The sequence below is a fragment of the Acinetobacter sp. Root1280 genome (assembly GCF_001425285.1).
GTDB classification, from domain to species: Bacteria; Pseudomonadota; Gammaproteobacteria; order Pseudomonadales; family Moraxellaceae; genus Acinetobacter; species Acinetobacter guillouiae.
In genome coordinates this window covers 21,206-44,460 of record NZ_LMED01000008.1, presented here as the reverse complement: position 1 = coordinate 44,460, position 23,255 = coordinate 21,206, and the positions used below count along the sequence as shown (strand labels likewise).

General features: G+C 37.7%; 20 protein-coding genes and 1 tRNA gene. 11 read left to right on the top strand and 10 right to left on the bottom strand.

Features of this window, described 5'->3' with window-relative positions:
- Positions 1–59 precede the first annotated feature (59 nt).
- Positions 60–314 carry a hypothetical protein gene (locus ASC84_RS08400; protein WP_004717008.1) on the bottom strand — a complete coding sequence of 85 codons (255 nt, stop codon included), beginning with the start codon at positions 312–314 and terminating at the stop codon, positions 60–62.
- A gap of 311 nt (positions 315–625) precedes the next feature.
- On the opposite strand from ASC84_RS08400, the gene ASC84_RS08395 reads away from it, so the two are divergent.
- The 4 genes from ASC84_RS08395 (at position 626) to ASC84_RS08380 (ending at position 3,648) form a co-directional block, all read left to right on the top strand.
- The gene (locus ASC84_RS08395) at positions 626–979 is read left to right on the top strand and encodes a hypothetical protein (RefSeq protein WP_004717011.1); all 354 of its coding nucleotides are present in this window, start codon (positions 626–628) and stop codon (positions 977–979) included.
- Position 980: 1 nt separating this feature from the next.
- Positions 981–2,699 carry a PepSY domain-containing protein gene (locus tag ASC84_RS08390; protein ID WP_056513597.1) on the top strand — a complete coding sequence of 573 codons (1,719 nt, stop codon included), beginning with the start codon at positions 981–983 and terminating at the stop codon, positions 2,697–2,699.
- The gene (locus ASC84_RS08385; RefSeq protein ID WP_056513593.1) at positions 2,696–3,034 is read left to right on the top strand and encodes a DUF3325 domain-containing protein; all 339 of its coding nucleotides are present in this window, start codon (positions 2,696–2,698) and stop codon (positions 3,032–3,034) included. The genes ASC84_RS08390 and ASC84_RS08385 overlap by 4 nt, the downstream gene beginning before the upstream one ends.
- A gap of 89 nt (positions 3,035–3,123) precedes the next feature.
- Positions 3,124–3,648: a tetratricopeptide repeat protein gene (locus ASC84_RS08380; protein WP_056513590.1), complete on the top strand. Its 525-nt coding sequence runs from the start codon at positions 3,124–3,126 to the stop codon at positions 3,646–3,648.
- Between the two features lie 49 nt (positions 3,649–3,697).
- On the opposite strand, the gene ASC84_RS08375 is transcribed toward ASC84_RS08380, so the two are convergent.
- Both ASC84_RS08375 and ASC84_RS08370 read right to left on the bottom strand, forming a co-directional pair.
- The gene (locus tag ASC84_RS08375) at positions 3,698–4,636 is read right to left on the bottom strand and encodes a DUF4424 family protein (RefSeq protein ID WP_056513588.1); all 939 of its coding nucleotides are present in this window, start codon (positions 4,634–4,636) and stop codon (positions 3,698–3,700) included.
- Between the two features lie 5 nt (positions 4,637–4,641).
- Positions 4,642–5,193, bottom strand: coding sequence for a hypothetical protein (locus tag ASC84_RS08370; RefSeq protein WP_056513585.1), 552 nt, complete (start codon positions 5,191–5,193; stop codon positions 4,642–4,644).
- Positions 5,194–5,613: 420 nt separating this feature from the next.
- Between ASC84_RS08370 and ahcY the strand changes: the two genes are divergently transcribed.
- The 6 genes from ahcY to ASC84_RS08340 all read left to right on the top strand — a co-directional run bounded on the left by ahcY (position 5,614) and on the right by ASC84_RS08340 (position 15,504).
- A complete protein-coding gene (ahcY, locus tag ASC84_RS08365) occupies positions 5,614–6,996 on the top strand; it encodes an adenosylhomocysteinase (protein WP_004717024.1) in 1,383 nt (460 codons plus the stop codon).
- 154 nt (positions 6,997–7,150) lie between these two features.
- Positions 7,151–7,987, top strand: a complete 837-nt coding sequence (gene metF / locus ASC84_RS08360) for a methylenetetrahydrofolate reductase [NAD(P)H] (RefSeq protein WP_056513582.1) — start codon at positions 7,151–7,153, stop codon at positions 7,985–7,987.
- Positions 7,988–8,023: 36 nt separating this feature from the next.
- Entirely contained in the window at positions 8,024–8,743 is a 720-nt protein-coding gene (locus ASC84_RS08355) for a 16S rRNA (uracil(1498)-N(3))-methyltransferase (RefSeq protein ID WP_056513579.1), read from the top strand.
- Positions 8,744–8,879: 136 nt separating this feature from the next.
- Positions 8,880–11,741 carry an EAL domain-containing protein gene (locus ASC84_RS08350; protein WP_056513576.1) on the top strand — a complete coding sequence of 954 codons (2,862 nt, stop codon included), beginning with the start codon at positions 8,880–8,882 and terminating at the stop codon, positions 11,739–11,741.
- 137 nt (positions 11,742–11,878) lie between these two features.
- Positions 11,879–14,149 carry an NADP-dependent malic enzyme gene (locus ASC84_RS08345; protein ID WP_004717035.1) on the top strand — a complete coding sequence of 757 codons (2,271 nt, stop codon included), beginning with the start codon at positions 11,879–11,881 and terminating at the stop codon, positions 14,147–14,149.
- A 113-nt stretch (positions 14,150–14,262) separates the two neighbouring features.
- Entirely contained in the window at positions 14,263–15,504 is a 1,242-nt protein-coding gene (locus tag ASC84_RS08340; RefSeq protein ID WP_056513573.1) for a multifunctional CCA addition/repair protein, read from the top strand.
- A gap of 105 nt (positions 15,505–15,609) precedes the next feature.
- Here ASC84_RS08340 and ASC84_RS08335 read toward each other — a convergent pair.
- The 5 genes from ASC84_RS08335 to sthA form a co-directional block, all read right to left on the bottom strand.
- Positions 15,610–15,682, bottom strand: a tRNA-Glu gene (locus ASC84_RS08335).
- Positions 15,681–16,985, bottom strand: coding sequence for a hypothetical protein (locus ASC84_RS08330; protein WP_056513570.1), 1,305 nt, complete (start codon positions 16,983–16,985; stop codon positions 15,681–15,683). The genes ASC84_RS08335 and ASC84_RS08330 overlap by 2 nt, the downstream gene beginning before the upstream one ends.
- 86 nt (positions 16,986–17,071) lie before the next feature.
- Entirely contained in the window at positions 17,072–18,046 is a 975-nt protein-coding gene (gene epmA, locus ASC84_RS08325; protein WP_056513567.1) for an EF-P lysine aminoacylase EpmA, read from the bottom strand.
- Complete coding sequence (locus ASC84_RS08320; RefSeq protein WP_056513564.1) at positions 18,043–19,110, bottom strand: 4-phosphoerythronate dehydrogenase; 1,068 nt, start codon at positions 19,108–19,110, stop codon at positions 18,043–18,045. The genes epmA and ASC84_RS08320 overlap by 4 nt, the downstream gene beginning before the upstream one ends.
- 140 nt (positions 19,111–19,250) lie before the next feature.
- Positions 19,251–20,666 carry a Si-specific NAD(P)(+) transhydrogenase gene (gene sthA, locus ASC84_RS08315; RefSeq protein ID WP_004717049.1) on the bottom strand — a complete coding sequence of 472 codons (1,416 nt, stop codon included), beginning with the start codon at positions 20,664–20,666 and terminating at the stop codon, positions 19,251–19,253.
- Between the two features lie 202 nt (positions 20,667–20,868).
- On the opposite strand from sthA, the gene lipA reads away from it, so the two are divergent.
- Positions 20,869–21,882 carry a lipoyl synthase gene (gene lipA / locus ASC84_RS08310; protein WP_004717052.1) on the top strand — a complete coding sequence of 338 codons (1,014 nt, stop codon included), beginning with the start codon at positions 20,869–20,871 and terminating at the stop codon, positions 21,880–21,882.
- Between the two features lie 73 nt (positions 21,883–21,955).
- Here the strand turns inward: lipA and ASC84_RS08305 are convergent, their stop codons facing one another.
- Both ASC84_RS08305 and ASC84_RS08300 read right to left on the bottom strand, forming a co-directional pair.
- Positions 21,956–22,375, bottom strand: coding sequence for a hypothetical protein (locus ASC84_RS08305; protein ID WP_056513561.1), 420 nt, complete (start codon positions 22,373–22,375; stop codon positions 21,956–21,958).
- Positions 22,376–22,639: 264 nt separating this feature from the next.
- Positions 22,640–23,074 carry a hypothetical protein gene (locus ASC84_RS08300; protein ID WP_227515113.1) on the bottom strand — a complete coding sequence of 145 codons (435 nt, stop codon included), beginning with the start codon at positions 23,072–23,074 and terminating at the stop codon, positions 22,640–22,642.
- Positions 23,075–23,255 lie beyond the last annotated feature (181 nt).

The following is a 23,255-nucleotide window of genomic DNA, read 5'->3' as shown; positions in this document are numbered from 1 at the left end:
GCAATACGTTCTATTTTTCAATATAGGCCATGCTCAAAACTATGGCCTATATTGCCGAGTTAATTCCAAAACACATTAAAGCTATAGAAAAACTCATCCACTTCAAAACGTATGTGATATCCCAATTGAGTTAACTCAGAAGAAAGCCCACGAATATCCTCTAAAGCTAGATGTTTAGGTAAAACTGTAAAAACAGCAGTATTGCCCTGCTTGGCATTCTCTTCAATCATTTGGGCTAAACGAACTTTATACAACTCTATATTTAAGTTTGAATTGGCTGCCAATCGTTTCGCATCTTCAGCATGAATAAACATTATTTAATTTCCATATTATTGTTTTCCAAGATGTCACTACAAGATATAAATAAATATCGGAATACGCTGTATGCTTTATGTTCGAAGGCATATACTCAAAAATATAGTCACGATAAAAATCGTTGTAACTATAAAAAATCATAAGAATTTTTTTACACGCTTTCTGGGTTCACTTCTAGCAAAAAACCTACTCACAAAAATCAAAATAAATCCAGTGCTTTATTTCAATGAAATTTAACTTTTGTATTTAAAAAGTAAATGATAATTGTTATTATTTACTTAATTTTTAACCTTTCATTATTTGATTGCCTATGAATAGCCAGACTGAACTCGATGCACTTAGCGCGTCAGTTTCAACTCCGACTGTATCTACACGAGCTAAATCCGCACCGTCCCTCATACAATATCGTGTCATGATTTTCTATCGTTTTGCTCTGGCAATTCTTGGTGGTTATCTGCTTGCGTCTTTGTCCGCTATAGTGATTGCAAAAACATTTGCTGATTATCGTGCCACGGCTGCGATGAGTGCAACGCTACTTGCTTTCTGTATTCACTGTGCTGCATTCATTTGGGTTTTTATGGTCAATAAGACATCAAAAGCCAGCTTAGGCATACTGATTCCAAGTATCATTTTATTTGTCATTTATAAAATGATGGGGAATTAAGATGCGCGTAGATGCAAAAGTTGAAGGTACACGCCAATCCATGTCATGGTTACATACATGGGCAAGCTTAATTCTTGGTTGGTTACTCTATGCAATTTTTTTGACGGGAACATTGAGTTTCTTTCAGTCGGAAATAACGGCTTGGATGAAACCAGAAATACATCAATCCGTTCCAAGTGATTCTCAGGTACAGCAAACCCAAGTTGCCTTAGATTATCTACAAAAGCATTATCCTGATGCAGGCAGTTGGACGATTCAATTACCTAATTCTAGACAGACCACAACTGAATTAAATATCCGTAAACAAGGGGAAGATCTACAAGCACGTCGTGGTGGGGAAAGGATCACCATTGACAGTGCAACTGGACAAGTTATTGAAGCACGAGACACCCGTGGTGGTGGTTTTCTATATCGCTTTCACTTTGAACTGTATGGATTTGATCGTATTTGGGCACGTTGGATCGTCGGTTTAGCTACCATGCTGATGTTTGTGGCAATTATCAGTGGCATTATCACTCATAAAAAAATTTTTAAAGATTTCTTTACTTTCCGTTCAGGTAAAGGACAACGCTCTTGGTTAGATGCACATAATGCCACAGCTGTTTTTGCCCTTCCCTTTCATATCATGATCACCTTCAGTGGTTTGTTATTACTAATGTTTATGTTTATGCCTTGGGGAATCAACCAAGTCTATAAAGATCGACAAGAGTTTTTTCAAGAGATGCGCGGAGGTGCAGTTCAGCAAAATAATGCTCGCAATAGAAATGCTGAAAACCGTACTGGTTCTGCAAATACAAGTCAAACTCAAGGTCAAAATGAACAACGCTCACGAGGTGAAAGAGGCAAAAAACATCAACAAGATGTTGGTCATCCTGCGCCACTCACCGACTTAACCCCGCTTATTACAACCGCACAAGCGCAGTGGAAAGAAAATCCGATTGCTTCTATTCAAATCATTGCGCCAAATACATCCAATGCCACCATTGAACTTCGCGCTTTATATGCGAAGAGTGTAGTTCAGCGTGGTGTTTACCCCATTTTAAAATTCGATGGCGTGACTGGCAAAGACATCAGCGAAGCGGCTCAAGCAAACAATGCCTCTATCCCAATGGGGATTTACAATGTGGTGACTGTATTGCATGAAGCACGTGGTCTTGATTTAACCTTCCGCTGGTTATTGTTCTTCTCTGGTGTAATGGGCACATTAATGGTTGCAACGGGGCTGATCTTATGGTGCGTCAAACGTGCACCGCAACAACAAAAACAAGGCTATAAATCATTTGGTTATCGTTTTGTTGAAGTGATGAATATTGCCGCTGTGATTGGATTACCTATTGCATGTGCAGCCTACTTCTACGCCAATCGTTTCATTCCATTTGAAATAGAAACACGTTTAAATTGGGAAATTAGAGCCTTCTTTATTGTATGGTTAGCTACGTTAATTTATGCAGCGCTTCGCCCACATCGTCAAGCTTGGCTAGAACTTCTATTGTTCTCTGGTGTTGCTTTTGCCCTATTGCCTATTGTCAATTTTATTACGGGTGGTCAAGCACTTTGGAACAGTATAGCCAATGGCCAATGGATGATTGCGTCTTTTGATTTAATGACATGGGCGCTTGCGATTTTGTTTTTCTACTCATTTTATAAAGTTAAAAAACATAAAGGGCTTCCTGTCAAAAAAGCCAGACATGTACCTTCAAATAAGGAGATTTCAGCGTGATTTTCTTCTTATTAATTTGGTCTTTGTCTAGCTTGGCTTTTATCGCGCTTGCCAGCGCAATGTCAAAGCATCAAAAACAGTTCTATGGACATGAACTAAGCCCCAAACAAACCCAACTTGCTTCTATTGCTGGTTGGGCTTTACTGCTGATTTCACTGATCATTTGTGTCATGTCAGGGCAGCTTAGTAACATGCTCAGCATTTGGGTTGGAGTACTGACCTTTTCAGCATTATTTGTTGGGGTGTTATTAAGCTATTACAGTTTAAAAATGAAATTGGCTGCCAGCTTTTGTGTGGGCATCAGCTTAATCACAAGTGTGATGCTACTCATTTAAACTGTTTCACAAAAATCAGTTATAATCATAAGCCAATCTACGGATTGGCTTTTTTTCTATCAAATTTATTGCCTGGTATTGGTATTTTTATGTCTAAACCACTTTCAATCCCTTCAGAATTACTCAATCGTGCGGCAATGGGCAATCCCGCTGCACAATTTGAACTTGCTGAAATATATATGCAAAGTGAAGATGAAGATAACAATCAACTTGCAGAAGAATGGGCACTCAAAGCAGCACAATTAGGCCATGTTGAAGCCATGTATTGGTTAGGTGAAGGCTATGCTTATTATGCAAAAGATATCCTTGAAGAAGATCCTAAAGAAGCCAAGGCTTATTTTGAACATGCCCACCGCTGGTTAGAGCAAGCGGCCAAACATCAGCATCCTGCTGCGATTTTAGAGTTATCCAATTTCTATCGTCGTGGCGATGTGGTTGAAAAAGATCTGGTGAAATCAGTAGAGCTGGTTGAGCAAGCAGCAAAACTGGGTGAAGTTCAAGCCATGCGTGATCTTGTTTGTATTTATGAACACGGGATGGGCGTTGAGGTTGATGAAGAAAAAGCTGATTTTTGGGCTGAAAAAGCCAAGTCAGCTGAAGACACCTCAGTATAATTTATAAATTTAAGCCCATATAAAATGGGCTTAAATTTGATTCACTTATTTAATTACGTAAATGCACAAAAATTACATCTAAATCTTGTTTAGGTACAAAGTTTTTCTCAACCATTTGGAATTGTGTCGAGTTAATTTTATTGACTTTACCTTTCCAACAAAACGATACCAACTCTCCCGGATCACGTTCAATGGTCAATTTAAAGTTTTCAATCGGTTTCGCCCAATTTGCCCCAGTAGTCAAGATATAACTCAGTGCATTAAAAGGCGAATGTTCCGACTGTGCTTTTTTCAAGCCTTTCTTAAAATTACTGTCCATACAAAATTGTTGATTATATTCATCTGGATATAATGCAACCGAACCACCCACTAAAGGTTTATATTGATGTTTTACCTGTGTAATTGAATTGGCTTTAAAAGTTTGCTTCCAGCTATAAACCACTTGTGATGACCAGTTGATGACTTCATCTGGATTTTTAGGCAAAATGCTTTTTACTTTAGGATTTGAGCAGCTTTTTAGTTTCTTTTCAAATACCCCATATTCATCACTTTTGCGATTCCAAGGATTTAACATTTCAGTTTGTGAAAAACCACATTGTTTAAATAACTCAGTGACATCAATCGCTTTAGACTTTTCATCTCTTTGTATAAATGTCTGCACATGCATTGTCGGTTGAACCGCTTTTCCATTAACCTGAATTTTAAAACTTTTTAATAAATCCTCAGTGTGGGCAAAATCGGATTCAAAAGTATTATCAACTCGTGGTAAAGGGAACAAAACAGTTTCAGTAATATCCTGATTACTGAGGTTTTTAAATTGATAATCGACCTTAATTAATTTTTTACTAATAAATAAGTCTTCACGTTGCATGGCAATATTTTTATTTTTAAGGTACTCAATTCCCCCTGTTCCCACATAACCTGTAGAATCATTGGCGAAAGCTGATGTCGCTGTCAGAATCGATGTGATCAATACGATTTTTTTCATTCTCTTTAATCCAAATCAGGAAATTCTATTGTTTGATAATGCACACAATAAATGGATTCATCAAAAATAATATGTGTAGCAATCTGTTTGATAATCTGTTCTTGTAAAAGAATTTCTTTTTCTAAAACTTCATTCCAATAGATTGAGTTTTCTGAAAAATTCTCATAATAATCCAATACTTCAATCATCGCATTAAACAAAGCCACTAAATGCTGGCTTTTGTTTTGATTTAATACCATCAAGAAAAAGGCATCCAAAGAAATCACTTCAATGGCCGCTAATTCCTCATAATCATCGGCATATTCATCTACTAAAGCATTTGATTGTCGAATTTGCTTTTGATAATCAATTAAATTTTCTTGATCAATATCCTGAAACAATTGTTTTTTATCAATTTTAATTTGATAATTTTGTTCAATAGCAGATTGAAACGTTGGTAATTTTTCAAAAAAAGCAAAAACAGCTTTCACCAAACTTTTCCGCTGTTCAAGAGAAGCCTGCTCAATGGCTTGTCGCAATGCAAAGCTATGCTGATCTATTATTTTTACAATATCCATAAATTTAATGTTCCCGATATTCACTTTTTAAACCCCAAAAACCAGATATAGAAAAAGCAAAGCACGCATCATAATCACAAATACTGTAATCATCGTTGCATAGCTCTAGCACTTGGCAAACGCTTAAACGCATCATCTTGATTTTATTTCTGTTTATATATCAATAAATACTGATCATATTTTTGCATAGCTTAGCGATTCAAAAACAATTCTATCTTTTAGTTGAATATTAACCAACTACATTTGAACTCTATTAAAATCTAGGTACAATAGTCGCCAGTCGAGGGATGCTGCGACTTTTTCACAGGCACATAAATGTGAAATCGCTAGGCTCGACGATTCGGTCAGACCTTCGTGCTGATCAACAACGGCATCCGCGAACTGAATGATCAATATTTTTTTAATATAAAGGAGATCGTGATGAACGCGGTTAATGCTTCATTTACAGATTATAAAGTTGCAGATATTTCCCTCGCTGACTACGGTCGTAAAGAAATCAAACTTGCTGAAGCAGAAATGCCAGCGTTGATGGGCTTACGTAAACGTTATTCAGCAGCAAAACCTCTTGCTGGCGCAAAAATTCTTGGTTGTATTCATATGACCATTCAAACTGCTGTTTTAATTGAAACACTGGTTGAATTAGGCGCAGAAGTACGTTGGACTTCATGTAACATCTTCTCAACTCAAGACCATGCAGCAGCAGCAATTGCAGCATCTGGTGTTCCAGTATTCGCTTGGAAAGGTGAAACTGAAGAAGAATACATGTGGTGTCTTGAACAACAAATCAATGTTAATGGTACACCTTGGGATGCCAACATGATTCTTGATGATGGTGGTGATTTAACTGCTGTTGTTCATGAAAAATATCCTGAACTTATTGCTAAAATTCATGGTATTACAGAAGAAACGACTACGGGTGTTCAACGCCTAAACGAAATGTTCCGTGATGGTACTTTAAAAGTTCCTGCAATTAACGTGAATGATTCAATCACAAAATCTAAAAACGACAATAAATATGGCTGCCGTCATTCATTAAATGATGCAATCAAACGCGGTACAGATATGTTGTTATCTGGTCGTCGTGCGCTAGTAATTGGTTATGGTGATGTTGGTAAAGGTTCTGCTCAATCACTTCGCCAAGAAGGTATGATTGTACGTGTAACTGAAATTGACCCAATCTGTGCAATGCAAGCATGTATGGACGGTTATGAAGTTGTTTCTCCATATAAAAATGGTGTACAAACAGGTAAAAAAGAAGACATTAACCTAGACCTTCTTCAAAATACTGATTTGATCGTAACAACAACTGGTAACTACCACGTATGTGATTCTGCAATGTTAGATACATTAAAAGCAGGTTCAGTGGTGTGTAATATCGGACACTTTGATACTGAAATCGATACAAACTATTTACGTGGTTACAAGTGGGTTGAAGTTAAGCCTCAAGTACACCAAGTGTATCGTACAGAAAATGAAAATGATTACCTGATTCTTCTTTCAGAAGGTCGTTTGGTTAACCTTGGTAATGCAACAGGTCACCCTTCACGCGTGATGGATGGTTCTTTTGCGAACCAAGTATTAGGTCAAATGCACTTATTCGCAGAGAAATTTGCTGATCTTCCAGAAGATCAAAAAGCAGCACAGATCCGTGTTGAACTGATTCCTAAGAAATTAGATGAAGAAGTTGCTGCTGCAATGGTTGCTGGTTTTGGTGGTGTATTGACACAATTGACTCAAGTTCAAGCAGATTACTTGGGCGTTGCAGTTGAAGGTCCATTTAAATCTGAGGCTTATAAGTACTAAGTTTTAATCCCCTCTCCCTAGCTTTCTCTCTTAGGGAGAAAGCAATATTCATTAACGTATTAATGAATATAAAGGCAAGGTCCTCTCCTTTTAGGAAAGGACCTCGGAGAGGCTAAAACAAATTAAAAAAGTATGAATAAAAAAGGATTTAACCATGACCAAACGTGTTCCAATTTCGTTTGAGTTTTTCCCGACCAAAACTGATGCAGGGGCGGAAAAACTTAAGCTTGTTCATCAAGAATTACAGCTTTTAAATCCAGAGTTTTTCTCGATTACTTATGGGGCTGGTGGTTCTACTCGTGAACGTACACTGGCCGCAATTGCTGACTTTAATGGTAAAGGCACACCTGTTGCCCCTCACCTTTCATGTATTGGTGATGACAAAGTACGTATTGCTGAATTACTCGATATCTATAAAGCTCAAGGGATTGATCGTATTGTTGCACTTCGAGGTGATTTACCTTCAGGTCAAGTCGGCCTAGGTGAACTGCCTTATGCGACTGATTTGGTCCGTTTTATTCGTGAACACTCAGGTGATCATTTTAAAATTGAAGTTGCGGCATATCCTGAAATGCATCCACAAGCTGACAACTTTGATGCAGACATTAAGCACTTTGCAGAAAAAGTCAAAGCAGGTGCAAATGCAGCCATCACTCAATTTTTCTTTAATCCAGATGCCTATTTCTATTTTGTAGAGCGTATCCAAAAAGAAGGAATTGATATTCCTGTTGCGCCAGGAATTATGCCAATTACCAATGCAAGCAATTTAATCCGCTTTGCAGATGGGACAGGTGCAGAAATTCCGCGCTGGATTCGTAAGCAACTTGCAACCTATGGTGATGACACTGCAAGTATCAAAGCCTTTGGACATGAAGTTGTGATCAAACTGTGTGAACGCCTTATTGCAGGAGGTGCACCAAGTTTGCATTTCTATAGCATGAATCATACTGAGCCAAACCGCCAATTGGTACTTGATCTCGGTTTAGCTTAAATCAAAATTGCATCATCAACTTGTGAGTAATACTGCATGCCCCGTTTTTATATTGAAACTGATTTAGCTGTCGAAACTACGGTTGAACTCACTGAAACAGTATTTCATCATTGGGTCAAAGTATTGCGTGCACAAGTGGGTGAAAAAGCCACCTTGTTCAATGGACAAGGGGGTGAATATGAAGTGACTTTAACAGCGGTCGCTAAAAAATCTGCTTCTGTTTTAGTCAATTCATTTAATCCAGATAACCGCACCCCTGCTTTTACAGCCCTACTTGGACAAGTCCTGAGTAAGGGCGATCGTATGGATTATGCGATTCAAAAAGCTGTGGAATTGGGCGTATCTCAGATTCAATTGCTCACATCAGAACGCTGTGAAATGCGTTTAAAATATGATCGAGATCAAAAGAAATTAGATCATTGGCAAGCTATAGCGATCGCAGCTTGTGAACAATGTGGTATGAATCTTGTTCCACAAATTTTAGCGCCTCTAAGCCTAAACGAATGGATCAAAACTGTATTACCGCAGAGCAAATTTGTCCTTGCGCCTGAAAAAGAGCAGACAGATGTACTGAAAGATATAAGCCCTGATATTGCCCTTTTGATTGGCCCTGAAGGTGGCTTAAATGAAGCTGAAATTGATCAGGCCAACCAATATGGATTTAAAAATTGGTGCATCGGTGATCGTATTTTAAGAACTGAAACAGCCCCTGTAGTTGCTTTATCAATTTTGAATTATCAAAGCTTTAAAAAGTGATGTATGTCATGTAAAATAATTGCAAATTGGATGATTTCACAGTATTTTAATTCCAAAGAAACTATTAATTAGCAAATTTTAAATAGTTGCTCCGTTAAACCTACACATTCTAAAAATAGCAGAGGTGCAAGCGCTAATGAATGATGTTCAGGAAGAGCTTCTTTCATATGATGTGAATTCGTCGAACATCAGAAAGATAACCAAAGATATCCGGATATTTTTTATCTGGGTATTTTTTACGTGTATCTGTGACGCTTTAATCTATATTTACTTATTTAATACTTCTTCTGAATTATTAAGTGGTTGGTTTATTCTGACTATTTTATTTATATTATCGGGATTTTTTTCTTCTACCTATCTTTTACAGCAAAATAAAGTCCAAGAATTTAAACATCTTGATCTTTTTTTTCAGTTTTCTTGTTTGATCTTAGGAAGCTTATTGGGGATTGGCGTTTATATCATCAATTTAGAATTTATGATGATGCCAAATGTGGTTGACCCATTTTTTTCATTTCTGTTATCTAGCTTTTTACTGAGTTTTTCATATGTTTTAGCAATGAATTTTCTCAATCAAAGATTTAGCTATTTTATTGCTTTATTTGTGCCTTCTGCAATTCCGGTGCTCACGCTCCCCCTGCTTTTTCCTCAAAATACCAACGAAATCTATAGCACTATTTTCATTGTTTGGTTCTCTTTATTATTCTTTAGCACTTATGCTTCACATAAAATTTATATTAATTCTGAAATATTAGACCTGAAAAATAAGTTTTTATTTAAGCAATCACAAGAACAACTTGCAAACTATAAAGGCTTAGAAATACAACTCAAAAATGAAATCTCAAAAACACAGGTCATGAAAAGTGAATTGCAGTTACATAATCATTTATTAGAACAAAAAGTAAAAGAACGAATTTTCGATTTTAAACAGATGAATGACCGTTTAGAAAATCATCAGGCCAACTTAGCTTTTGCCCATGAAACCGCGGGTATTCATTCTTGGGTCTGGAATATTGAAAAAAGAACTTTTGAAATTTCCGACTCAAAAAGCGGTGCAGAATTCAAACAACTCAATCTAAAACACAATAGCGTAGATGAATATGTTCATCCTGATGATATTGTCAATTATAAAACCATACTGAAACAACATCTCAAAGGCAAAACTGAGCGCTTTGAGGCAATCTACCGTGTTAAACGAGATGGTCAATGGTGCTGGATTCAAGACATTGGCAAAGTGGTTTCTAAGAATACCAATAACAAACCGCTCAGAATGGTGGGTATCCAACGTGACATTCAAAAAGAAAAGACTGACCAAGAAAAGCTAAAACTCGCAGCAAATGTATTAGCACAAGTAGCTGAAGGTGTTTTCATTTTAGATAATAATTTATGCTACTTAGAAGTGAACCCTTATTTTGAAAAGCTCTTAGATTATAAACAACACAATATCGTTGGAAATCATCTATTTGATATTACGATCAATAATAATTCTCGTACCCAACAGATGTATAATGTGATTACCCAAAGTTTAATTCAAAAGGGAGAATTTGAGTCTGAATTACAGATTGATTTTACCTCTGGGAAAAAACTTGCACTCTGGGTACACATCAATGCAATTTATGATGAAAAAAATAAATTTTCCAACTATGTCGGCATTATTACCGATTTAACTGATCGTAAAAAACAAGAACAACGACTCTCGTATTTAGAACATTATGACATCCTGACCGATTTGCCAAATCGCTTTTATTTCAAACAACAACTGCATAATTATTTAATTCACTATTCTGATTCATTTAAAAATTTTGCGGTTTTACGTATCAACATTGACCGTTTTAAATTATTCAATGAATTTATGAGCCATAAAGAAGGTGATGAATTATTAAAACAAGTCGCTCACAGATTAAGATTATGTTGTCCAAATGCCTCTTTGATAGCTTACTTAAATAATGATGATTTTGCAGTGATCTATAATTTAAGCAGTAATAACATCAATATTCATCAACATACACAACATATTTTAGATGCGTTTAAACAACCTTTTGATGTTAAAGAACAAGAACAAACCATCACCATTTCTATTGGCGTTGCGCTATATCCAGAGCATGGCTTACAGCTCGACAGTCTCAATGGTCATGCAGAATCAGCATTACACGAAGCCAAACGTTTAGGCGGAAACACCGTATATTTTTATTCAAACAAAAAAACTCCGTTGCTCAATCAAGGGATCAACTTAGAAAACGAATTAAGAAAAGCCATAAAACACAAAGAACTGACCGTACATTATCAACCTAAAATCTGTGTTAAAACTCAACGTATTTATGGTTTTGAAGCATTAGTCCGCTGGCAACATCCAACTTTGGGTTATATCTTGCCAGACATTTTTATCCCGCTTGCCGAAGAAACCAGCCTCATTTCAGATATTGGTTTAATTGTATTGCATGAAACCTGTAAGCAAATACAGCAGTGGCAATCCCTTGGTTTTGATCATTTTAGGGTATCGATCAATATTGTGGCACAACAAATTTACCGCGGACAGTTGGTTAAAGATATCGATTATGCCCTTAAAAAATATAATATTTCAGGTGATATGCTTGAACTGGAACTGACTGAATCTTCTTTGTTTGATAAGTCAGAAGAAGTTAATTTTCTCCTACAACAATTAAAAGATCGCCATATTTCTATTTCTTTGGATGATTTTGGAACAGGCTACTCATCTTTAGCTTATCTAACCAGTTACCCTTTTGATATCTTAAAAATAGATCGTGCTTTTATTTCAAAAATTGGACAAGAAAAAGACGAAGCAATCGTCAATGCGATTATTGCTATGGGCAATGCAATCGGCATTACCTTAGTGGCTGAAGGCGTTGAAACTAAAGAGCAAGCGTTATTTTTACAAAAACACGGTTGTTATATTTTACAAGGCTTTTACTTTTCCAAAGCATTGTCATCTGCGGACAGCACAAAATATTTGGAACAGCATAAACTTATAAAGATTTGTTAATTTTTTTAGACTTTATATCTATTACTTTGTTTGAAATAACTATTTTTTGACTGTCGGTATCGCTCAACAAATGTTATATTCGATGAAATTTAGTCAAACCACCAGCCTCGCTGGAACATGTAATAATCGAGATTCAGATGGATGATCAATCTTTAAAACAGCAAGCCCTTTACTATCACGAATTTCCAACACCAGGAAAAATTAGCGTTACGCCAAGTAAGCAACTTGTCAATCAACATGACCTTGCGCTTGCTTACTCACCAGGTGTGGCAGCGCCTTGTTTAGAAATTGAAAAAGACCCTTCAAAAGCAGCGCTTTATACTGCTCGTGGCAACTTGGTTGCAGTGGTCAGTAATGGTACAGCCGTTTTAGGTCTAGGTAATATTGGTCCATTAGCATCTAAGCCTGTAATGGAAGGCAAAGGCGTATTATTTAAAAAGTTTGCTGGTGTAGACGTTTTTGATATTGAAATTGCTGAAAATGATCCTGACAAAATTGTGGATATCGTTGCGGCTTTAGAACCTACTTTTGGTGGTATTAACCTCGAAGATATTAAAGCACCAGAGTGTTTTTATATTGAGCAAAAGCTTCGTGAACGCATGAAAATCCCTGTGTTCCATGATGACCAACACGGTACCTCAATTATCGTAGGTTCAGCCCTTCTCAATGCTTTGCAATTGAATGGCAAAAAAATTGACGAAATCAAAATTGTTGCTTCAGGTGCAGGTGCTGCGGCACTTTCTTGTTTAGACTTGTTGTGTGCAATTGGTGCTAAAAAAGAAAATATCGTGGTTGCTGACTCACGTGGTTTATTGACCACTAAACGTGAAGGCTTGGATGAGTCTAAAAAACGTTATGTGCAAGATATTGAGGGTACTCAACTTGCAGATGTGATTGCAGATGCCGATATGTTCCTTGGCCTTTCTGCGGCAGGCATTTTAACCAAAGAAATGGTTAAAGTTATGGCGGCTGATCCAATCATCTTTGCATTGGCAAACCCAGATCCAGAGATTTTACCTGAACATGCGCATGAAGTACGTCCAGATGTAATCATGGCAACTGGTCGTTCAGATTATCCGAACCAAGTAAACAACGCGCTTTGCTTCCCTTATATCTTCCGTGGTGCGCTAGATGTTGGCGCTACGACGATTAATGAAGAAATGAAAATTGCTTGTGTACATGCAATTGCACGTATGGCACATGTTGAAGCGGATGCCGCATCTTATGGTGAAAAATCTGCATCATTTGGTCGTGATTACTTAATTCCACGTCCACTTGATCAACGCTTAATTCTTGAAATTGCTCCTGCTGTTGCACAAGCTGCAATGGATTCAGGTGTTGCAAGTCGCCCAATTGCGGATTTCTCGGCTTATCGTCAACGTCTATCTGAATTTGTTTATAATTCAGCATTGATGATGAAACCAATTTTTGCACAAGCGAAAACAGCGCCTAAACGTATTGCTTATGCGGAAGGTGAAGATCTTCGTGTATTGCGTGCGATTCAAATCGCAGTTGATGAAGGTTTGGCACAACCTATTTTGGTCGGTCGTACTGCAGTCATTGAAGCAAATATCAAAAAATTAGGTTTGCGTCTTGAACACGGTGTAAATATTACCATCGTAGATCAAGAAAAGAATCCTGATTACGATAAGTTTGCAGATGACTATTACAACTTGATGCAACGTAAAGGTGTAACGCCTGAGTATGCACAACGTGAAACACGTCGTCGTTCTACCTTGATCGCAGCAATGTTGGTTCGTCATGGTCTTGCAGATGGTATGCTATGCGGTACTTATGCAAGTTATGATATCCATTTAGACTTTGTAAGAAATGTGATTGGTTTAAAAGAAGGTCGTAATAACTTCTTTACGCTTAATGCATTGATGCTTGAAGATCGCAATATCTTTATGGCAGATACATATGTAAATACCAACCCGACTGCTGAACAGCTTGCTGAAATGACTATTTTAGCTGCTGAAGAAGTTCGTCGTTTCGGTATGACGCCGAAAGTTGCATTACTTTCGCATTCTAGCTTTGGTTCAGATCAAAATGATCCAAGTGCACAAAAAATGCGTAAAGTATTTGAAATCTTGACTGAAATCGCACCTGAATTAGAAGTAGATGGCGAAATGCATGCGGATGCTGCACTTGATGAAAATATTCGTCATTTTGCATTCCCAAATTCACGCTTCAAAGGTTCAGCGAACTTGTTGATTATGCCAAATCTTGATGCGGCAAATATTTCATTCAACTTGTTAAAATCAACGTCAGGCAATAATGTGACTATTGGTCCTATCTTGCTTGGTGCTGCTAAACCTGTGCATATTTTAACACCTACAGCGACAACACGTCGTTTAGTTAATATGACAGCTTTAACCGTTGCAGAGATTCAACAAGCTGAAGGCTAAGCTTGAAGTCAATTTAACATCAATACCGCAGAACTTTAGTCAATCACTCAAGTTCTGTACTTGAGAAAACCTCTATTCTGTTGCATGATGGCATTAAGAATAGAGGTTTTTTCATGCAAGTTTATTTAGTAGGCGGTGCCGTTAGAGATCATTTACTCGGTCATCCCTATCACGAAAAGGATTATGTTGTTGTTGGCGCCACGCCAGAGCAACTTCTTGCCCAAGGTTATCAACCCGTTGGGAAAGATTTCCCTGTGTTTTTACATCCCCAAACAAAAGAAGAATATGCCCTAGCCCGTACTGAGCGTAAATCGGGACACGGTTATCATGGATTTGAGTTTTTTACCGATCCAGATGTCACCTTAGAAGAGGATTTAATTCGTCGTGACTTAACCATCAATGCCATCGCAATGGATGAAGCAGGTCAAGTGTATGATCCCTATCATGGACAAGATGATTTAGCGCATAAAATCCTACGTCACGTTTCAGACGCTTTTGCAGAAGATCCTTTACGCGTACTGCGTGTGGCTCGTTTTGCTGCTCGTTATGCACAATATGGTTTTCGTATTGCCGATGAAACACTTGCATTGATGCGTCAACTGGCTGAATCTGGTGAGTTAGAAGCACTGACACCTGAACGTGTTTGGAAAGAAACCTCTCGTGCTTTAATGGAACGTCATGCCGATGTTTACTTTGAAGTGTTACGTGAGTGTGGTGCATTAAAAGTGCTCTTTCCTGAAATAGATGCCCTGTTTGGCGTTCCACAACGACCTGAATATCATCCTGAGATTGATTGCGGTATTCATACACTGATGTCTTTACAGCAAGCATGTAAAGCCAATTATTCTTTAGATGTTCGTTTTGCAGTATTGGTACATGACTTGGGCAAAGCTTTAACACCAAAAGATGAATTACCTCGTCATATCATGCATGAAGAACGTGGGATTCAGCCTGTCACAGATGTATGTGATCGTTTACGTGTACCCACTCAAACGAAACAGCTTGCTCTAGCAGTATGTAAAGAACATTTAAAATGTCATCAGGCTTTTACCTTAAAAGCAGGCACCTTATGGCGTTTGTTACAGCGTTTAGATGTGCTACGTCGTCCTGAGCGGGTCGAAGCTTTTGCGCAAGCCTGTGAATGTGATGCTAAAGGCCGTTTAGGCTTAGAAAATCGCGAATACCCACAAGCGCATTACCTATTAGATGCAATGAAAACTGTACGCACGATTAAAGCATCGGATTTACCCTCAGATATTCAAGGTCCTGATATCGGTGAAATGTTGATTCAAAAACGTATTGAAGCGATTGCTGATTTAAAGCATGAGTTAGGTCATCATCATCATACAGTATAAAAAAAGCCTCTCAGCAATGAGAGGCTTTTTTGATTCTAATTTGCAACCATAAAAATTTGAAAGAATTAATATTTACCACTTGATTATGAATTTATCGAAAAAGGGCGATAGGTGCAGGGCTCGAACCTGCGTCCATTCGGTCCGAGAGCCGAACGTTCTACCACTGAACTAACCTATCATTTACAAGAAAAAAATTTATTCCTTTTCAAAATACTTGCTAAAAATGGATTACTAACCGCTACTCCATGAACTAACTCTGGAGTAGGTTTAAATTGCACAATACCATGTAATTTTGGTGCAATCCAACCAGATTTTTCAGGGTCTAAGTTCACTGCTAAACATTGATTAATTACTTTGCTTTTTGTACAAACCACTTGCCCTTGTAAAACTTCCCAAGGTAGAGGCAATTGAGACCAAACAAGTGTATTTGGATCAAGTTGTCCACCTGACTTAAAATGCCATGCAGCAACATCAGCTGCCATTAAACGTAACACTTTACCAAAACAGATATCATCCAATATTGCTTCTAAACCAATTGCATAAATCAACTGCATCCACTGATCACGTGCTTTATTCCAAGCACCTGCTGCGTGATTCCAAGTCGAAGAATCATTTCCCTTTTTTACGATCATGGTTTGTCTGTCAATATTATTGCTTCGCCAAAGTTCTTGTAAAAAATCAGCAATATTTTCCAAAACACTTGTCCATTTTCCTAATAAATTCCCTTTTTGAATTTCCGATAATTTTTTTAAGACTTCTGGCGTAATATAAAGCTGTGCGATAGCCCACCAATTCGTTGTTTGACTTTTTTTGCATCGATTTAAAAGCATCTCACAAATTTCATCAAATGGCTGTTCTTGTGATGCATTGGTAAAAACACTACGTAAGTTACATCGAGCAGTATAATACGCAATAAAACATGCTGTATTGATATCTTGAGTAAAACTCTCATGGCCAATATTATGAGCGAAACCATGTTTTGCAATTTTTTCATATTCCAGTTTTTGCTGTTCTTTCTGAATTGTTTGTTGCTTTTTTTCTATCCGTTTTGCTAAACGCCATCTTTTGTTATATTGCCGCTTTGATAATTGTAGTTGTAAATTATCACGCTCATTTTTATTTAGTCTATCTTTGGCAAAATCATTATGCTGGATCTTTTTAAATAAAACTGATTCTATATGCTGTAGAAGCGATTGAATATTTTCTGTTTTACAGTAGTCCAATTCAGCAGTTGCTTGAAAATGAAAAAGTGTATTTGCAGTATTAACTTGCTTTTGTGCTCCAACGACACTTCTAAAATCCTCAGACATCGAAGTATAAGCAATACTTCTACGCACTAATGCAAACTGTGCTGCCTTTTCTAATATTTGACGCTCATGCGAATTGAAATTAGATCCAACAATTTTTCTGATGATTTCAGCGATATCTTCTGGACGTCTTCTTTCATTCAAGGATTGATATAAAAACTCAATATCATTCATATTTTTATTGTTCCTCGTATAACGAGTATTTTAATTCATCATATTCACCTATTATCCATTCAAAAGCACAATAGGTGAAATTTTGTTTAAGAGGCATCCGCAGGAAATGTAATCACCTTTTCCAACTTCATTTGGTTCATCACCACCATTAACAAACGATCAATTCCCAAAGCAATACCCGCACAATCTAACATATTCGGTAAAGCAGCGAGCAAATATTCATCGATTGGCATCACATGTAAACCCAGCTTTTCACGCTCAGTATTATCTGCTTGAAAACGACTACGCAAAACCTCAGCATCAATTAACTCATCATAGGCATTGGCAAGTTCTAACCCTTCAATATAGAGCTCAAAACGTGCAGCAACTAACTCACCGTCCTCATCCAGTTTGGTCTTTGCCAACGAGGCCAATTCTGGGGGGAAATCAGTTAAAAATACCGGCGTATCAAAACCTAAACTTGGCTCAACCATATGAGAAAATAACAAATCAATATAGGCTAAACGATCATCACCCAAATCAAGATTGAGCCCTACACGGTGTGCCACATCTTTTAATTGTTGCAATGTTGCTTGCAGTGGATTCAAATCCAAACGATCGATAAATGCATGTTTATAACTGAGTACGGTTGGTCGAACTTCACCAAAACGTTCAGCCAAAACCACATTTAATAAATCAGTGACTTCTAGCATCAAATCTTTCAAGCTGAATTGCGGACGATACCATTCCAACATGGTAAATTCACTATTGTGCTTACGCCCATGTTCATCATCTCGAAAAACTTTACAAATTTGATAAATCGCACCACTGCCACTCGCCAATAAACGCTTCATGGCAAACTCTGGTGAAGTTTGTAAATAATGCGTTTGTTTTTTGCCATGTACATGACGCTGAGCCTGTACAGAAGCCAGATGGACATCAGTTACACCCGCTTGAGACAAGATCGGAGTTTCAACCTCTAAAACATCACGCTCAATAAAAAATTGGCGAATTTGTCTATAGAGTTTTGCTCGTGCTTTAAGCGCCTGAATATCACAAGTCGGTTTAAAATCTATGCTCATGCTTTTGGCCCTCCATGAGCAGCCCATTCACGGCGCAAAGGATAAGTTTTACGAAGGTAATCAAAAGCTTTTTGATCCACCTTGCCATCCTTTAAGCAATCTCTTAAATTTTCATCATCTCGCTGAATATTGTAAATTTCAGTTAAGTATTTTTTCAGCGTTTGTTTAATGTTATTGCCATAAAAATATTGTTCACATGCCGGTAATTGTGATTCAAATTTCTTATGTGCGGTATAGGCAAATGTTTTACAAAATGCATCATAAATCATCTGAGTACCGCGTGCTTTACCTTCGAGACTGTAACCCGCAATATGTGGCGTCACGATTGTAATTAAATCCAGTAGACGTTGTGAAATCTCAGGCTCATGTTCAAAAACATCCAACACCACTTTACGACGTGTTTTTAAGATATCTGCCATTAATGCTGCTTCTTCAACAACAGCACCACGCGCTGAATTAATTAAAATGGTCTCTGGCTGCATTAGCGCCAATGCATCAGCATTGATTAAATGATGTGTTGCAAACGGCCCTGTTTGGGTTAAAGGCACATGTATGCTGATCGCATCGGCTTTCTTTAATAAAGCGTCAAATTCAACTTGCTGAACATTTTCTCGTTGTACCAAGGGATCATAGCCAATTACATTCCAGCCCAACAACTGAGCCATATATGCTAATCGTGTTCCCACATTGCCTAGACCAATAATGCCTAAAGTAAACTTTTTCCCTAAATCTAGAAAATCTTGATTGAGATGCAGTAAAGCCGTAATCACATATTCTGCAACGGCTTGTGCATTGCAACCTGCTGCATTTGACCATGCAATTTGATGCTTTTCTAATGCTGGAATATCTAGATGATCTGTACCTATGGTTGCACTACCAACAAATTTTAGTGCTGTATCTTGGATCAATTGTTCATTGACTTTTGTTATAGAGCGTACCAATAACGCATCTGCATCATTCACATCATGATGAGTCAAATTGCGTCCTGCTGCTTGATGAATGGTTCCGAATTCTGAAAAGAAATATTCAGTAAATGCTAGATTTTCATCTGCAACAATTTTCATAGCGTCATCCACAAGTTTAACTGCCGCTATGATAAACCTTTGAACCACTTAAGACTATGCAGTTCATACATCAAATTTTTTAAAAATGGCATAAAAAAACCCGCAAGATGACTTACGGGTTTTTAATTCTGAATATTTGTTTAGAACAAACGATTCATACCATTCAATGTTGCCACACGATAGGCTTCTGCCATTGTTGGATAGTTAAATGTCGTTTCAACAAAATACTTAATGGTATTGTTTCCACTTTGCATCACTGCCTGTCCAATATGAATAATTTCGGCCGCATTATTGCCGAAACAATGCACACCTAATAACTCTAAGGTATCACGATGGAATAACAGTTTAAGCTCGCCGACTGTATCCCCTGTAATTTGCGCACGCGCCAAATGACGGAATGATGCTTGTCCAACTTCATATGGAATTTTTTCAGCAGTTAACTGACTTTCAGTTTTACCAAAGAATGAAATTTCAGGGATGGTGTAAATCCCAGTCGGAATATCTTTCACTGGTTTAACATTTTCTTCGCCGCTCATATTTGAACCAGCGCAACGACCTTGGTCATATGCTGCAGAAGCAAGGGATGGCCAACCCACAACATCACCTGCTGCATAGATATTTTCAACTTCGGTTTGATATTGATCATTTACCGCAAGTTGCCCACGGCTATTTGGTGTAATGCCTACATTTTCAAGACCTAAACCATCGGTATTTCCTGAACGGCCATTACACCAAAGAATGGCATCAGCTTTAATTTTTTTACCGCTTTGCAAATACAAGACCACATGATCATCAAACGTTTCTAAATGATCAATTTGCTCATTGTGACGCATTAACACGCCTTGTTCACGTAGGTGATAAGACAACGCGTCAGCAATTTCATCATCGAGATAACTGAGCAGCTGATGTTGTGTATTGATCAAGTCAACTTTATGGTCTAAACCAATAAAGATAGATGCATATTCACAACCAATTACACCCGCTCCATAAATAATAATTTTATGAATTGGGTAATCCAAATCTAAAATTTTATCTGAATCAAATACACGCGGATGGTTAAAGTCTAGACCTTGCGGGTGATAAGGACGGCTACCTGTGGCAACCACAAGCTGTTTGAAAACTAAAGTTTCTTTAACACCATCTTCACTAAAAATAATAACCGTATTTTTATCTTGGATATATGCGCGACCGTGAAATACATCAATATGGTTACGGTCATAAAAACGTGAATGGGTATCAACTTGCTGTTGAATCACTTTATGCGCATTACGCAAAACTTGCTTCATAGTGAATTGTTTCCAATCCCCTACTTTTTTAAACATTGGATCACGTTGGTAACGGATAATACTTGAAACTGTCTGACGTAAAGCCTTACTTGGGATGGTGCCGACATGGGTACAGTTACCACCAAGTTGCTCACGAATATCTACAATTGCAACACGCTTACCCGATTTAGCAAGCTTCATTGCCGCGCCTTCACCAGCAGGACCAGAGCCAAGTACGACCGCATCGTATTTCACAAATTTCCCACTAACGACTTCTTTCTTACGTGGCATTCAAAGCTCCTTATAGTAAATTCAGTCTATCTCTTGTCTTATGCGATATTATGACCTAAACCAAAACAATTTTCTGTATTTCGCATGCATATATTCTGTGATAACGACATTTAGTATATGAATAGTGTTTTTGCCCTATCTTTTTGCATTTCCGCTATAATGAGCATAATCTCCCCCGTAGAAAACAGTGGAAAAGTTGAATATGTCAGAGAACCGTAAACCAGAACAGGGTGTCAAATTACGTGGCGCGGAAAAAGTTGCTCGTATACCTGTAAAAGTTATTCCGACGGTTGAAGCACCACGAAAGCCGGACTGGATTCGTGTCAAAATGGCTGCGCCTGATGAAGTTCAACGAATCAAAACCACTTTACGTGCACAAAAATTACATACTGTGTGTGAAGAAGCAGCTTGTCCTAACCTTCCAGAATGTTTCGGTGGTGGTACTGCAACCTTTATGATCATGGGTGATATTTGTACCCGTCGCTGCCCGTTCTGCGATGTTGCACATGGTCGTCCAAATGCACTTGATCCTGATGAACCTCGTCATATGGCAGAAACCATCGCCAATCTCGGTTTAAAGTATGCAGTGATTACCTCTGTAGACCGTGATGATCTTTTGGATGGTGGTGCGCAACATTTTGTTGATTGTATTCAAGAAGCGCGTCAACTCAGCCCAAAAACACTATTAGAAATATTGGTTCCAGATTTCCGTGGTCGTATGGATATTGCACTGCGTATCATGACCGAATGTCCACCAGATGTATTTAACCATAACATCGAAACAGTACCTCGCCTCTATAAAGCGATGCGCCCGGGTTCAGACTATCAACATTCTTTAAACTTATTAAAAATGTTTAAAGAATACTGCCCTGATGTGCCAACAAAATGTGGTTTGATGGTGGGTATTGGTGAAACCGAAGAAGAAGTGATTGCCCTGTTAGATGATCTACATGCACATGGTGTCGATTATGTGACAATTGGTCAATACTTACAGCCTTCTAAAGAACATGCGCCAATTGATCGCTTTGTTACGCCAGAAGAATTTGAGCGTTATACTGCACACGGTCACAAACTTGGTTTCAGAAATATCTGGGCTGCTCCAATGGTTCGTTCAAGCTATTTTGCAGATCGTCAATATTATGGTGAACCTGTTCCAGTGGTACGTCGTAAAGTTGATCCTGCGAAAAAAATTGCGGTACAAGCCATCGAAGCTTAAGTCATTGTTCAAAAAATTTAAGCGTCAAAAAAGCACTCAAAATTGAGTGCTTTTTTACAGATATTTTTGATCTTTAACGACACTTCCCTGTAGTTTTACCTTCAACACTGCTCATACTGCTTTGTAGTTTCGTCAGTGTAGAGCATTGTAAATTTCCTGAAATCATTGATTTATTTAAGCTCAATATTGACGAAACCTGACCTGCAAGCACATCCCCCTCAACAGAAGAATTGACCAATTTCAATACTTTGGCGGTATTGGCTTGCACATTTCCACTCACTGAAGAATTATTTAAAATCAAACTCCCACCATTGAGTACATTCACATTTCCATCAACGGATGTACTATTTAAGGTACATGTTGCACCTGCTGGTACAGTTAAGTTTGCCACAGCATTATTACTGATTATACTTGAACAATTTGCAGCAAATCCAAGTGGAGCTATGCCTAAACCACATGCAATTGTGATGAGCTTTAAGAAACGCTTTTTCATTGACATTACCCTTTTGTATTATGAATTTAAAATAAATTTATTGTTGGATGATTTTAAAATATACAGTTAGAAAGTTTAATGACAAATATGTTGATTTCTTTTAACTGGGAATCATGAATTTAAAAATGGATGGCGCTTTAGCTTATTTACCTCATTTTACTGTTGTTGCAGATTTGGGTTAAAATAAATCATTTCCGATTCATAGACTTAGCGACTTTGACTGATTTCAAAATCAGAAAGTCGCTTAAATTAAAATAAATGTCTTTATTTTACTTTCTGCTTAAGTTCCTCAACGTAGTCTGCGTAATTCAACATTAAGCCCTTCCCAGTCAAATCTTCAGGGAGCAATTTAGTACAAAACCAATTGTCGGTCCAAGTATGATTTTGTGGAAAATATAAGCTTACTAGCTCACCTTTAACTTCTTTTTTAATCTCAGCAATAACCTTCTTTGTTTTTGCTGTCCCCATTTGTTTACTAAGATATTTGAATATCAGCTGTTGCAATTCCTTCTGGTAACGCCCGTGCTGTTGATACCACTGATCATACAAGCGTTGTAGTTCTGGCTCTGTCGATGCATCAAACTTCTTACATGAAGCAAGTGTTTTTGGAAACAAGGCTGGTACATCTAAATAAGCCGTATATAGAAACTGTAGCTTGCCTGTACCGTCTGCACGTGCAACAGATGTCGCTAATAGCAAAACGCAGCACAAAACTATCCGTGGAATGTTGAAAAGAGATTTTTTCATATTATATTTTCCTTCTCGCTGTCGAATGTATGATTCGCACATCGTGTTAGACCACGACAAAGTACATATTGGACTAGATTTAACCACCAACTATAAATAGTTGATTAATATTTTATTTATAAAAACTTAACAA